The 13,087-nt window shown below is 66.7% G+C and carries 12 protein-coding genes; 11 read left to right on the top strand and 1 reads right to left on the bottom strand.

The window, feature by feature from the left end; all coding sequences use genetic code 11:
* From HW578_RS14735 to HW578_RS14775, 9 genes are all read left to right on the top strand, one after another.
* Positions 1 to 1,014 (top strand): tetratricopeptide repeat protein (locus HW578_RS14735; RefSeq protein ID WP_232478976.1); only part of this gene is annotated, 1,014 nt, incomplete at its 5' end.
* A 9-nt stretch (positions 1,015 to 1,023) separates the two neighbouring features.
* A complete protein-coding gene (locus HW578_RS14740; protein WP_198371308.1) occupies positions 1,024 to 2,355 on the top strand; it encodes a putative O-glycosylation ligase, exosortase A system-associated in 1,332 nt (443 codons plus the stop codon).
* Positions 2,356 to 2,383: 28 nt separating this feature from the next.
* Complete coding sequence (locus tag HW578_RS14745) at positions 2,384 to 2,596, top strand: hypothetical protein (RefSeq protein WP_198371309.1); 213 nt, start codon at positions 2,384 to 2,386, stop codon at positions 2,594 to 2,596.
* Positions 2,593 to 3,552 (top strand): glycosyltransferase family 2 protein, encoded by a 960-nt coding sequence (locus HW578_RS14750; RefSeq protein ID WP_198371310.1) that lies wholly within the window; start codon positions 2,593 to 2,595, stop codon positions 3,550 to 3,552. The genes HW578_RS14745 and HW578_RS14750 overlap by 4 nt, the downstream gene beginning before the upstream one ends.
* The gene (locus HW578_RS14755; protein WP_198371311.1) at positions 3,549 to 4,664 is read left to right on the top strand and encodes a polysaccharide deacetylase family protein; all 1,116 of its coding nucleotides are present in this window, start codon (positions 3,549 to 3,551) and stop codon (positions 4,662 to 4,664) included. The genes HW578_RS14750 and HW578_RS14755 overlap by 4 nt, the downstream gene beginning before the upstream one ends.
* Entirely contained in the window at positions 4,664 to 5,638 is a 975-nt protein-coding gene (locus HW578_RS14760; protein ID WP_198371312.1) for an NAD-dependent epimerase/dehydratase family protein, read from the top strand. Before HW578_RS14755 ends, HW578_RS14760 begins: the two co-directional genes overlap by 1 nt.
* Positions 5,639 to 5,989: 351 nt before the next feature.
* Positions 5,990 to 7,909: an asparagine synthase (glutamine-hydrolyzing) gene (asnB, locus tag HW578_RS14765; protein ID WP_198371313.1), complete on the top strand. Its 1,920-nt coding sequence runs from the start codon at positions 5,990 to 5,992 to the stop codon at positions 7,907 to 7,909.
* A gap of 3 nt (positions 7,910 to 7,912) precedes the next feature.
* Complete coding sequence (locus HW578_RS14770; protein WP_198371314.1) at positions 7,913 to 9,508, top strand: oligosaccharide flippase family protein; 1,596 nt, start codon at positions 7,913 to 7,915, stop codon at positions 9,506 to 9,508.
* A complete protein-coding gene (locus HW578_RS14775; protein ID WP_198371315.1) occupies positions 9,493 to 10,350 on the top strand; it encodes an FkbM family methyltransferase in 858 nt (285 codons plus the stop codon). The genes HW578_RS14770 and HW578_RS14775 overlap by 16 nt, the downstream gene beginning before the upstream one ends.
* On the opposite strand, the gene HW578_RS14780 is transcribed toward HW578_RS14775, so the two are convergent.
* Positions 10,334 to 10,528: a hypothetical protein gene (locus tag HW578_RS14780; protein ID WP_198371316.1), complete on the bottom strand. Its 195-nt coding sequence runs from the start codon at positions 10,526 to 10,528 to the stop codon at positions 10,334 to 10,336. The two genes, HW578_RS14775 and HW578_RS14780, sit on opposite strands and share 17 nt — an antisense overlap.
* Before the next feature lie 293 nt (positions 10,529 to 10,821).
* On the opposite strand from HW578_RS14780, the gene HW578_RS14785 reads away from it, so the two are divergent.
* Both HW578_RS14785 and HW578_RS14790 read left to right on the top strand, forming a co-directional pair.
* Positions 10,822 to 12,603 carry an asparagine synthetase B family protein gene (locus HW578_RS14785; protein WP_198371317.1) on the top strand — a complete coding sequence of 594 codons (1,782 nt, stop codon included), beginning with the start codon at positions 10,822 to 10,824 and terminating at the stop codon, positions 12,601 to 12,603.
* A 201-nt stretch (positions 12,604 to 12,804) separates the two neighbouring features.
* Positions 12,805 to 13,087: transposase (locus HW578_RS14790; protein WP_198371318.1), on the top strand; the 283-nt coding region annotated here is incomplete at its 3' end.

Below are 13,087 nucleotides of genomic sequence, written 5' to 3' on the forward strand. Positions count from 1 at the left end.
TCGGCCGGCCCGCTGCAGGGGCGCGGACGCGGTCCGCAGATCCCGACCATGCTGGCCGAGGCGCGCGCCGTGGCGGGCGACTTCGCCGGCGCCGAGGCGGCGAGCCGCGCCGCACTCGCCGAGGACCCGCGCGATGTCGGCGTGCGGCGCCAACTCGCGCTCGTGCTGTTGCGCCGCAACCAGGCGCCCGCGGCCGAGGCCATCCTGCGGGAGGGCAGGGTGACCCAGCCGGCCGACCCGGTGCTGCAGGCGACGCTCGTGACGGTCGTTCGCGAGGCCCGCGGCCTGGATGCGGCCCTGGCGCTGGCCGACGAGATCGCGCGCCGCCCGGAATCGCGCCCGGCCTCGCTGTCGCTGCGCGGCGAGCTGCTCGCCGCCGCCCAGCGCCCTGCCGAGGCGGCGCAGGCCTTCGCGGATGGCTATGCCCTGGCACCTTCCGCCGGGCTCGCGGTGCGGCGCGCGACCATGCTCGCCGCCGCGGGCCGCCCGGACGAGGCGACGGCCGCGCTGCAGGCCTGGCTGACGCGCGAGCCGGAGGATGCCGTCGTGCTCTCCATGATGTCGCAATTCGACCTCCAGGCAGGCCGCCTTGCCGAGGCCGAGCGGCGGCTCGAGGTGGTGGTGCGGCAGAGGCCCGCGGATGCGATCGCGCTCAACAACCTTGCGTGGCTGCTCGATGCACGCGGTGCCGACGGGCCCCGCGCACTTGCGTTGGCCGAGCGCGCCTTCCTGCTGTCGCCGAACCCCGCGAGCGCCGATACGCTCGGCTGGATCCTGGTCCGGCGCGGCAATACCGAGCGGGGCGTGGCGCTGCTGCGCCAGGCGACCGAGGCGAGCCGCGGCCCGGCCGGGCCCAATCCGGGCATCGCGTATCGCCTCGCCTACGGGCTGAAGGCGGCGGGGCAGCGCGATGAGGCACTGGCGACGCTGCGACCGGTGCTCGAGGGAAGCGCGCAATTCCCCGAGCGCCGCGATGCCGAGAGGCTGATGGCCGAGATGCGGGCGGGGAATTGAGGGCGAGCCTTGCGCGACCTTGCATTCACGCTGCTGATGACGGGGCTGCTGCCGCTTGCGGCGGCGCGCCCCTTCGTGGGGGCGCTGTTGTGGTGCTGGTTCTCCTTCATGAACCCGCATCGCGAATTGTGGGGCTTCGCGACGACGGTCCCCTGGGCGGCGATCATCTTCGGCGTGACGGTGCTGGGCTGCGTCATCGCGCGCGAGCCGCGGGAGTGGCGCTTCAACTGGGTGAGCGGCCTCGCACTCGCGCTGATGGCGGCGATCACGGTGACGTCGGTCACGGCGCTGGCGCCTGCCGAGGCAGTTTGGGCGAAGTGGGACCTGGTATTCAAGGCGCTGCTCGGCCTCGTGGTCACGGCGCTGCTGCTGACGGATCGCTGGCGGATCCACGCGCTTGTTTGGGTTATCGTGCTCTCGATCGGTTTCTACTCCGTCAAGGGCGGCATCTTCACCCTGACTTCGGGCGGCAACTACCGCGTCTACGGGCCCGACCAGTCGATGATCGCGGACAACAACCATGCCGCGGTCGCCTTCCTCATCATTCTGCCGCTGATGAACTACCTGCGGATCCATTCGGCGCATCGGGTGGTGCGCATCGGCATGGCAGTGGCAATGGGACTGACGCTGTTCTCGGCGGTGGGAAGCCATTCGCGCGGCGCGCTGCTCGCCCTTGCCGCAGTCAGCCTTGTGCTGTGGTGGCGCGGCCGGCGCAAGATCGTTGGCGCCATTGTCATCGCGACCGCCCTGTCCGGCACACTCGCCTTCATGCCGGCCAACTGGTGGGAGCGGATGAACACGATCGCCACCTACGAGGAGGACGCCTCCGCGACCGACCGTCTGCTGCTATGGCGGGGAGCCTGGCTGCTGGCGCTCGATCGCCCGCTGGTCGGGTCGGGCTTCCGCGGCCCCTACACGCGCGAGGTTATGGATCGTGTCGCGCCCGATGTCCCGGCACGCGCCATCCACAGCGTCTGGTTCGAGTTCCTCGGCGAGCATGGCTTCCCGGCCTTCGCGATCTGGCTGGGCATGATCATCGCCGCGGTGGTCTACACCTACCGGCTCGCGCGCCTCGCGCGAGGACGTCCGGATCTCGCCTGGGCCTGGGATCTCGCGCGCATGAGCCAGGTGGCGATCGTCGCCTATGCAGTGGGCGGGACCTTCCTCTCGCTCAGCTACTGGGATGTCTTCTGGACGGTGCTGCTGATCGCCCCCGCCGCGCATACGGTGGCCCTGCGGGAGGCTTCGCGCGGCGCGGTCGCCACGCACGCGCCGGGCGCCATCCCGTCCTGGCGGGCAAGGGCGCAGCCCGCCATCCGGCGCGGCGAGGCCGTGACATGAGACAGCGCGCGGGCACGGAGTACGAGCCGTGAACACCCTCCTGTTCCTGGCCTCGCTGATCGGCATCGCCTGGCTCTGCGTCTGGAGCGTCCTGCCGCGTCCGGGCTCGAGCAAGGGCTGGTGGCCCTTCGACATGCGGGGCGATGCGCCAGCCGAGGAGGCGGTGCAGGACGGACCCCCGCGGCGCGGGGCGCGCCCGGCGCATCGTGCGTGGCGGGCACAGCGGACCGGGCCGCCATGACGCCGCCCGACGCCGACCGCCTGCCGCCACCGCGCGTGAGCGTGGTCATCCCGGCCTTCAACGCGGCATCTCTCCTGCCCCAGGCGATCGGCTCGGTGGCGGCGCAGACGCTGCGCGACGTCGAGGTCATCGTGGTGGACGATGCCAGCACCGACGACACGGCGGACGCCGCGCGCACCCTGCTCGGGCAAGCCGGACTGCGTGGGCAGGTCGTGCGGCTGCAGAGCAACGGTGGGCCGGCACTGGCGCGCAACGTTGGGGTGGCGCGCGCGGGGGGCGAATATGTTGCCTTCCTCGATACCGACGATGTCTGGATGCCGGAGAAGCTCGCGTTGCAGTCGGCGCTGCTCGACGCGCATCCAGAGGTCACGCTGTGTGGCTGCCAGGCGGATTGGGTCGATGCGAGCGGGCGGGTGGTCAGCCCGCTCTTCGAGGACCTGCCGGAGATCGTGCCGGAGGGATGGAAGCTGCTGTTGTGGAACTGCTTCGTCGCTACGCCCTGTGCCCTGGTGCGACGCACAGACCTTGGCATGCATCCCTTCGATCCCGCGCTACGCGTGGGCGAGGACCGCGACCTCTGGATCAGGCTCGCCAGCAACGGTGCGGTCGGCCTGGTGCGGCGGAGCATGGCGCGGATCCTGATCTCTCCCGGTAGCTTCATGGCGACGCATACGGAACTCGTCCTGCGCTGCACCGTACCCATGGTCGAGCGCCATCTCGCGCGCCATGCCGATGCGCTGTCGCCCTTCGACCGGCTGCGCGCGCGCGCCAGCCTGCACAGCCAGATCGGCAAGGGGCTGAGCACCGCGCCGGGGCAATTCCTCGCGAGCAGCCGGCATCTGCTTCTCGCCGCCCTGTCCGGCTTCCGCCCGCTCGACAACCTGCGTCACTTTGCATTCACCGCCCCCGGGGTGCGCGACATCAAGCGCCACCTCAAGGAGAGGCTTGGCCGATGAGCGCGTGGCAGGCAGGCACATCCGCGCCGTGCTTCCTCGCGGCGGACCTCGCGGCCCTCGACGCGCCGGTGCTCTGCGTCGTCTTCGACACCGAGGAGGAGTTCGACTGGAACGCGCCCTTCTCCCGCGGCAACCGGCGGGTGGAGGCGCTCACATGGCTCGCGGCGGGGCAGCGCGTGCTTCGCCGCTTCGGGATCGTCCCCTGCTACCTGCTCGACTACCCGGTCGCGACCGCGCCGCGCACGCCGGAGATCTTCGGCCCCTGGCTCGCGGCCGGGGAATGCCTGGTCGGTGCCCAGTTGCATCCCTGGGTGACGCCGCCCGACGAAGAGGTGGTCTGCCCCTTCAACACCTTTCCGTGCAACCTTCCGCCCGACCTCGAGCGCCGCAAGCTGGAGGTGCTGACCGATGCGGTGGCGGCGGCGCTCGGGGTGCGTCCCGCCATCTACAAGGCCGGGCGCTACGGCATCGACATCCGGCGCGAAGGCACGATCGCGGACCTCGGCTATCTCGTCGACACCAGCGTCGTGCCGCATCGCAGCTTCGCGGGCAGTGGCGGCGGGCCGGATTTCCACGGCTTTCCCGAGCAGCCCTTCTGGAGCAGCCCGGCGCGGCGGCTACTCTATCTGCCGGTGACGCAGTCGGTGGTCGGGCCGTTCGGATCACTGGCGCGGGGGACGCACGGGCGCTTCCTGTTCGGGGCGGCCATGTCGCGTCTGCATGTGCCGGGCGCGCTGGCGCGCCTGCACCTGGTCGAACGCATCATGCTCACGCCCGAGGGCACCTCGCTGGCCGAGATGTGCCGCCTCGCCGATGCGATGCTGCGGAACGGCGCCAAGGTCTTCACCCTGTCTCTGCACAGCCCGTCCCTGATGCCGGGTGGCACGCCCTATGCGGCCACGCGCGAGGATTGCGAGGCGCTGCTGGCGCGGATGGAGGGCTTTCTGGAGCACTTCTTCGGGCGGATGGGCGGGCGGGCGACGACGCCTCTCGCGCTGCACCGCCTCGCGCTCGGCGAGGCGTCGGACGGCGCGATCCGCGCGGGTACGCCGGCGCGGATGGTGAGCGGCGCAGTCGCGCAACATGCCTCGGGCGGAGTGATGGTACGGTAATGCGCAGGATTCTCGTGACCGGCGGCTGCGGCTTCATCGGCTCGCATCTCTGCGAGGCGCTCGCGGCACGCGGCGACACGCTGCGTGTGCTCGACGACCTTTCGACGGGCAAGGCGGATGCGCTGCCGGAGGGCGCCGAATTGCTGCGCGGCGATGTCGCCGACCCGGGGCTCGTGCGGGAGGCGATGGCGGGCGTGGATGGCTGCGTCCACCTTGCCGCCATCGCATCGGTCGAGAAGGGCGTCCAGGACTGGCTCGGCACCCATCGGACCAACCTCACGGGCGCGATCACGGTCTTTGACGCGGCACGGCGGGCGGCGGCCGAGGCGGGCCGGCCGATCCCCGTGGTCTATGCATCCTCGGCCGCCGTCTATGGGGACGCGTCGGCGCAGCCGATCGAGGAGAGCGCACCGCTGCGCCCGCTCTCGGCCTATGGCGCCGACAAGCTCGGCTGCGAGTTGCATGCGCGCGTCGCCGGCGCCGTGCATGGCGTGCCGACGCTGGGGCTGCGCTTCTTCAACGTGTTCGGGCCGCGGCAGGCACCGGGGTCGCCCTATTCGGGGGTGATTTCCATCTTCTGCGACCGGGTCCGGCGCGGTGCGCCGGTTCGGATCTACGGCGACGGCCTGCAGACGCGCGACTTCATCTATGTCGGCGACGTCGTCGCGGCGCTCCTGGCAGGGTTTGCTGCCGCCTCGGCCGCGGCGCCGGTCTATAATGTCTGTTCGGGCGAGGCCTGCTCGGTGCTAGACTTGCTGGGCCGCATCGCCCGGCTGAGCGGAACCGAGCCTGTCGTGATGCATGAGGCGCCGCGCAAAGGCGAGATCAGGCATTCCCTGGGTTCACCGCGCATGGCGCGCGAAAGGCTGGGTCTCGGGCCGGCCCGCGATATCGACCTGGGTCTCCGCCAGGTGCTCGACTGGATGGCGCGAGAGGTCGCGCCACAGGCAGCGTCAGAAAAGGCCCAACAATGATGCCACGTAGGCAGTGCCGCCCCAGGCCGCGACGGATGCGGCCATGATCACGAGCGCTGCCAGGGGCCAGGGCATACGCGACCGCGACGCCATCCGGCTCCGCGCGAGCGCTTCAGCATCACGTTCCGTGAGCACCTGCGATTGGTCGACCACGATACCGACCTGCCTCCTGGGATATCTCGCTCTGGACCGTGCCGGGCAGCCGACTCGATCTACTCAGAAGGTATGCTCACGGTCCGCGAATACAAGCCCTGGTTGTCCGCTCGCGAAGGTTATCCCCGGATGTGACCCTCGCCACACACCATTTCGCGTGCGGGTGTACTTGCGTCGCCCGGCGCCGGAGGTCCAGGCATGTGCGGGATAGCCGGCATCCTGGCCGGGGCAGGCGGCAGCGGCGCCGATGAAGCGGTCCTGCGCCGGATGACCGCGGCGATCGCCCATCGCGGGCCCGACGGCTCGGGGTTTGTTCGAGAGCCGGGCATCGCGCTGGGTCATCGGCGGCTTGCCATCGTCGATGTCGAGGGTGGCGCACAGCCCATGGAGAGCGGCGACGGCAGGTTCGTCATCGTCTTCAATGGCGAGATCTACAACCATGCCGCGCTGCGTGCCGAACTCGAGGCATCGGGCCAGGGCTTCCGCACGCGCTCGGACACCGAGGTCATTCTCGCGGCCTGGCGCGCCTGGGGGGAGGACAGCCTCGGCCGCCTGGTCGGGATGTTCGCCTTCGCGCTGTGGGACCGCGAGCGGGAGGTTCTGGCCCTGGCGCGCGATCCGCTCGGCGAGAAGCCGCTGCACTACGCCTGGCTGCCCGGGGGCGGCCTGGCCTTCGGCTCGGAGATCGCGGCGCTGCTTGAGGTACCGGGTGTCACGCGGCGGATCGACCCGGTCGCACTCGATGACTTCATGGCGCTGGGCTACGTCCCGGATCCCGCCACCATCTACCGCGACATCCGGCGCCTCCCGCCGGCGCATGTCATGGTCCTGCGTCGCGGCGCCCCCAGGCCGGAGCCGCGCCGCTACTGGAGCCTGCCGCGCGAGGCGGCCCCAGCGCCGGAGGATCCTCCGGCGCTCCTGCGCAGGCGCCTCGCGGATTCGGTCGCGGCGAGGCTGATGTCGGACGTTCCGCTCGGCGCCTTCCTCTCGGGCGGGCTCGATTCAGGTGCGGTCGTGGCGCTCGCCGCCGCGGCGCGCAGCACGCCGCTCGATACCTTCACCGTCGGCTTTGCCGGCGCCGCCGACGAGCGTGCCGCGGCAGCCGAGGTCGCCGCGCATGTCGGCGCGCGGCACAGGGCGGAGGAGGGGAGCACCGATTACCTCGGTGCCGCGCGACAGGTCGCGGGCATCTTCGGCGAACCCTTCGGCGACCATTCGGCGGTGCCGACGCTCGCTGTCTGCCGTCTGGCTCGGCGGCACGTGACGGTGGCGTTGTCGGGCGATGGCGGGGACGAGGTCTTCGCCGGCTATCGTCGCTACCGCTTCCACAGTTTGGTGGAGGGCATCCGCCGGCACCTGCCGGCGCCGCTGCGCCGCGGCGTGATCGCGCGGCTGGCGCGTGCGTATCCGAAGCTCGACCGCGCCCCGCGCTGGCTGCGTGCGAGGAACACGCTGACCGAGCTCAGCCTCGACAGCGCGCTCGGCTACTATGCGACGGTCACGCGCGTGGCGGCGGAGCGGCGGCGGGCGCTCTATGCGCCGGCGCAGCGCGCGGCCGTCGAGGGGCATGATCCCGGCGCGCGCTTCGTCGCGCTGATGGAGGCCTGCGATCCGGATGACGCGCTGCTGCAGGCGCAATATGCCGACCTGCACACCTACCTGCCGGGTGACATCCTCGCGAAGGTGGACAGGACCAGCATGGCGGTGTCGCTCGAGGTGCGACCGCCTCTGCTGGATCCGGCGCTCGTCGCCTGGGGCCTCATGCTGCCAGCCGCCTGGAAGCTGCGCGAGGGGCGCGGCAAGCACGTGCTGCGGGAAGCGGTGGCGGGCGATCTGCCGGCGGCAATCCTGGCGCGGCCGAAGCAGGGGTTTGCCGACAGCATCGGGGCCGAGTTCCGGCGGCGGGAGGCGGAGGTGAAGGGGAGGCTGCTGGGTCCGGCGATGCTGGACAGCGGGCTGTTCGAGGCGGGTGCGCTGGCGCGACTTGCGGACGAACACGGCAGCGGGCGGTTCGATCACAGCCAGGCGCTGTGGCAACTGCTGGTGACGGAGGGTTTCCTCGCGCAGCATGGCGGCCACGCGGTGGCGGCGGCCGAGCCTGCGCTCGGGGCGGACTGAACGATGGGCGAACCGAGTATCCTGGCACGGACGGCGCGCGGCGCGGGCTGGGTGATCGCCTGGCGGATTGCGACGCGGCTGCTGGGCCTTTTTTCGATGCTGGTGCTGGCGCGGCTGCTGGTACCGGAGGATTTCGGGCTGGTGGCGCTGGCGACGAGCCTGGCTTTCGCGATCGACTCATGTCTGCTGATCGGCGTGGAGGACCAGATCATCAGGGCGCAGACACCGAGCCGCGAATTGTATGACACCGCCTTCACCATGACCGTGATCCGCGGCGTATTTGTCGGAGTGGTCGTGGCGCTCGCCGCGCCGTGGACGGCGTCCTTCTTCGGCGACGACCGGCTGGAGACGATACTCTATGCGCTGGGGGCCACGTTCGCAGCGAGCGGCTTCGCCAATATCGGTGCCGTGGACTTCAGGCGAAACCTGGAGTTTCACCTGGAGTTCCGGCTGATGACACTGCCGCGCATCGTCAGCGTCGTGGTGACGGTCGGCGCCGCATTCTTCATTCAGAGTCATTGGGCGCTCATCGCGGGCTTCATCGTTTACCGTGCGGGCGTCCTTGCGATGAGCTACGCGATGCATCCGCATCGTCCTCGTTTCTCGCTGACTGCCTGGCGGGATCTGATCGGAGTCTCGATCTGGACTTGGGGTATCGGTGTTGCGATCGTGCTGCGGGATCGGTCGGATGCAGTGCTGATCGGCAGGTTGCAGGGGCCAACCGGCGTCGGCATCTTCACCGCCGGCAGCGAGTTGGCGACGATCCCGACCGCCGAGGTCGCAATCGCGGCAAGCAGAGCAGTCATGCCCGGGCTGGCCGACCTGCGGCGCTCGTCCGGTCAGCAGCAGGAGCGCGAGGCGGTTCTGCGCATTCTTGGGCTGATGCTCCTGCTCTCGTTGCCTGCCGGCTTCGGGATCTCGCTCCTGGCTGGGCCAACCGTCGTCGCGTCGCTTGGGCCGCGGTGGATTGAGGCCGTGCCGGTTGTCGTCATCATCGGGCTCGCAGGGGCATTCGCGCCGTTCGACACCGTCGGCTCGGGCTGGCTGCGGGCGAGGGCGGAGTTGCGAGCGCTGCTCGCGATCATCCTGATCAGTGTGTTCCTCCGGGTCGGCCTTCTGTTCGTCCTGACCATCTGGATGGGCCTGCCCGGAGCGGCGGCAGCGGTCGCCCTGAGCATGCTGATCGAACCTGCACTCACCTTCACGATGAGCGCACATCGCCTGGGTATCGGCGGCCGCGAGGTCTGGGAGGCCATCCAGCGACCGCTTGCCGCGGTGGCTGTGATGGCGACGATCCTCGTACTTTCTGGCATTGGATGGACTGCGCCGCCGCCGGACGGTTGGACGGCCTTGAGGATACTCGCGACTGCAATTCCGATCGGGGCCCTTGTCTACGGCGCAACGGTGATCGTTCTGTGGCGTGCGACGGGGAAGCGGGAGGGAGCCGAGGCCGATGCCTGGAGCGTGCTACGCCGTGTGGCGAGAACGATTCTCAGGTCGCGCGCCGCTCCGTGGCAGCCTGCCGGACAGAACCAAGATGCAAATGCTCTCGTTCGGAATGAGGGGTCGATGAACGCAGACCGATGGCGGCGGCCGTGAACCGCTGGCTTGTTCCGCTGGCGCTTGCCGTCGTTCGGCACAGCCCGCTCGAGAAGGGCAAGTGGCGCATCCTGAACGCACTCGACGCTCAGTTCGCGACGCACCCGGTCACGCGCCGCCTGCGCGTGATGGGAGGGGTCGAGATGGATCTGGATACCTCGGATTTCGTGCAACGCGGACTGTACCTGACGCGCGACTTCGAGCCCGCGCTGCGCGCCTGCATTCTCAGCCACCTGCAGCCTGGGGACTGCTTTGTCGATGTCGGAGCAAATGTCGGGTTCTATTCGCTGATCGCGTCGCGTCGCGTGGGCCCGACCGGTATGGCCGTTGCGTTCGAGCCGAATCCCGCCACCTACGCCGCCCTCAAGGGCAATATCGCGCTCAATCGGCTGACGAACGTGACAGCCGTGGACATCGCGCTTTCCGACGGCGGTGGACAGGCGATGTTCTTCGCCGATGCCGACGGCAATTCTGGTGCCTCTTCCTTGCTGCGTCGGGGATCGAGCGCAGCGGTCCGCACGGTTTCAACCGAGACTTGGGATGCCTTCGCCGCACGCAGCTCGCTGCCATTTCCCAGCCTTGTGAAGATCGATGTCGAGGGGGCGGAGGTGAAGGTATTGCGCGGAATGTCCAGCCTGCTCACGGCGCCCAGGCGGCCGCGGGTGATCCTCGAAGTCTCGGAGTGGAGCCTGCAGGTGGCAGGATCATCGCGCGAGGAGCTTTTCGGGATCATGAGTGACCATGGATACTCCGCACGCATCATCTCTCCGATCCGGTCGTCGTGGCGGAGCCAATGCGGATTCACCTTCCAGTACGACGTTCTGTTCACGCCGACGGAATGATCGGCTGGTGTTCGATGCCTTGGTTCGATGGTGTGGTCATTTCGTCGGTGTGGAAGGACGCGATATCGGTCAGCGTCGCGTCGTCGGTGTTGGTGCAGGACGGCCAGAGCCGGGGGCGCGCATGGGGCAGCCCCAATTCGACCGGACAGGCGGCATGGCCCGGAGGCGCAAGGTTCAAGCCCAGGCATACGCCGCATGGGCACCGGCCTGGTGCCCCTTCAACACCCAATGATCTGCTCCCGCGTGAACCTCGATCGCTTTATCATCCGTCTCCCTTCGACGGTTTCTGGCTCAGACCGGGGTCATCCCAGGGGGGCAGGGTTAGCTCCACCCAGCGCCCGCTACATGACGCTGGAAACCATCGACGCCGTCAGCAATACTTTTGGCGCAGAATGGCCAGCCGCGATCGTCTGATCCGGCAGTCAGGTCCGTCAAAAGACATAGGTCTTACGCGCGCCATTGGACGCGATCGTGAGTGTCGCCTTTGTGAAATCTTTCTCCTTTGATGATCGCCAGAGGGACATAATGGGTGGTTTTATTCTTGTTCATCGCGACCATGACGCCCCGGTTGCTCGCGTTCTCGGCGTGGCGCTCGACGTGTTTCGGGGCATGGGCTCTCCGCAAGGAATAAAAGTCGAATCAAGCAACTATGTATTCTGCTATATTCCCAAATCTCTCGACTCACGAAATCAATTTCTTCAAATTGACGAACATCGCTTCCTTGCCTGCGTCGGAACACTAGTCTACCGCGCCAGCTTGGGGCTACAGGCGTTGGAGCAGCTAGCGAAGGCTCCTGATCTGGCGACGGAATTGGCTAAATGCCGTGGTCATTTCGTGGTCATCGAAGGTGGCGCTGAAGGCGTTCGAATTCTTCGCGACCCCTGCGGGGCCATTGAGGTATTCGCCGACCCGGAGCGCGGCGTCTTCTCAACGTCCTTCCTTGCCGTCGCACGGTCGATGCCGCGCCGTGTCCTGCGGCGCCACGAGGCCTACGAATACCTATTTCATGGACACACGCTGGGAACCGAAACAATTCTGCATGGGATCCGGCGGCTTGACGAAGGAGAGCAGGTCACGGTGCGTAAGACGATCAGTTTCGTCGAGCCGCCACGGTGGCCGGTACCTGAGCCAGCGTCTGGAAGCCGGAGGGCGCTTGCGGGACAGGCCGTAGAAAATCTTTCGCAATCCATGCACGAAGTCTTGAACGCTTTCGACGGACGCGCCAGCCTCGCGCTTTCTGGGGGCTATGATACACGGCTTGTCTTAGCGCTTGCACGAAGGATTGGAGTCTCGCCAGAACTTTTTGTCTATGGCCAGGCGAATTCTTCGGATGTTGTCGTTGCTAAGTACATTTCAGAGCGTGAGGGGCTTGAATTAAATCACATAGACAAATCGTTAATAGAAGAAAAAGTGTCCGAAAGACAGTATAACGATATAATATTGAAGAATTACTATTTTGCAGACGGTGTTATATACGGAGGTATTTTTATTCCTCCTGTCGAAATGGTTGCGCAGGCTTTGCGGCATCGCAACGGTGCCGTCGCCCTGCACGGTGGTGGGGGTGAGGTCTATCGAAATTTTTTTGGCTTACCTAACCGGGCGACCTCAACAAAGGACATCTCAAAGCTATTCTATCGTGTGCCCGCTGGCATAAAATCTCCAGGATTCGCAATAAACAAATATACCGATCGCATTGCGGAAAAGATGGACCTGCTACTCGGCACAAAACCTGGGAGGATCGATCGCCATTTGGCTGAGGCGATTTATCCCCGCTTCCGCTATCGGTCCTGGATTGGAAAGGAGCTATCATTAAATACTCGGGCGGGTTACTGTTATCTGCCATTATTTGATTCAAATTCTGTTCAGCTTGCTCTTTCCATACCTGCTGGATTTAAGGACCATGGCAATTTTGAAGCGGAAATGATAAACATTGCTGATCCTGTATTGGCCGGATATCCATCGAATTACGGATATAATTTCTCAAAAAATGTTCCTATGAGGCAATCCATTAAGGGATGGATATTACAGCAGCGTCCGGCATGGTTGCGTCAGCTCTCATTTCGTTTGGCATCGTTAAGCGGCGCGGAGGCGCGAGTTTGGCACGAAGACTGGGCAAGCAAGTTACTCCGTCTTGATTGTCCAGTGATGCGCGACTTGATAGGCGCAGCTGATCTCCGTCGGAATATTTTTTCTCGTACAGGCTCTAATTTGACATTTTTAATCCAGGATCTAAATATTACTGAAATTTTATGATTTCATTTAGACTATCATCTGGGTCCGTATATTCGAGTGATTGCGCTTCCAGCGAGATTCGTCCGGGCTTCATGCGACGGATATGCCCCTCACCGGCAGTTTAGTTCTGATTCAAATATCCGAAGCTGGACGCCTCCAGAAACCCCTCGCCCTGAAGCCGTTCGGCTGATTCACTGACGCGGATTGGCGCGGGGGATGGCGATGGTTCGGCAGCCGGGGTTCTTCGACGTGGAGGAACGGCTGCGGGAGTTGTCGGCCAAGGGCGATGACCTCGAGCGGATCGCCGCGCTGGTCGATTTCGCCATGTTCCGCGCGGATTTGGAGTTGGCGGTGCCGCGGGCGGACGGCACGAAAGGCGGCCGGCCGGCCTTCGATCACGTGCTGATGTTCAAGATCCTGCTGCTGCAGGCGATGCACGGGCTGTCCGACGAGCGCTGCGAGTATCTCATCAAGGACCGCCTGTCGTTCATGCGCTTCCTCGGCC

The sequence above is a fragment of the Roseomonas rosulenta genome (assembly GCF_016106005.1).
In the GTDB taxonomy this organism is placed as follows: domain Bacteria; phylum Pseudomonadota; class Alphaproteobacteria; order Acetobacterales; family Acetobacteraceae; genus Neoroseomonas; species Neoroseomonas rosulenta.

Excerpts from the sequence above, each read along its gene's own strand:
- HW578_RS14750 (WP_198371310.1), top strand. The coding sequence starts at position 2,593 with ATGACGCCGCCCGACGCCGACCGCCTGCCGCCACCGCGCGTGAGCGTG.
- HW578_RS14755 (WP_198371311.1), top strand. The coding sequence starts at position 3,549 with ATGAGCGCGTGGCAGGCAGGCACATCCGCGCCGTGCTTCCTCGCGGCG.
- HW578_RS14760 (WP_198371312.1), top strand. The coding sequence starts at position 4,664 with ATGCGCAGGATTCTCGTGACCGGCGGCTGCGGCTTCATCGGCTCGCAT.
- asnB (WP_198371313.1), top strand. The coding sequence starts at position 5,990 with ATGTGCGGGATAGCCGGCATCCTGGCCGGGGCAGGCGGCAGCGGCGCC.
- HW578_RS14770 (WP_198371314.1), top strand. The coding sequence starts at position 7,913 with ATGGGCGAACCGAGTATCCTGGCACGGACGGCGCGCGGCGCGGGCTGG.
- HW578_RS14775 (WP_198371315.1), top strand. The coding sequence starts at position 9,493 with ATGGCGGCGGCCGTGAACCGCTGGCTTGTTCCGCTGGCGCTTGCCGTC.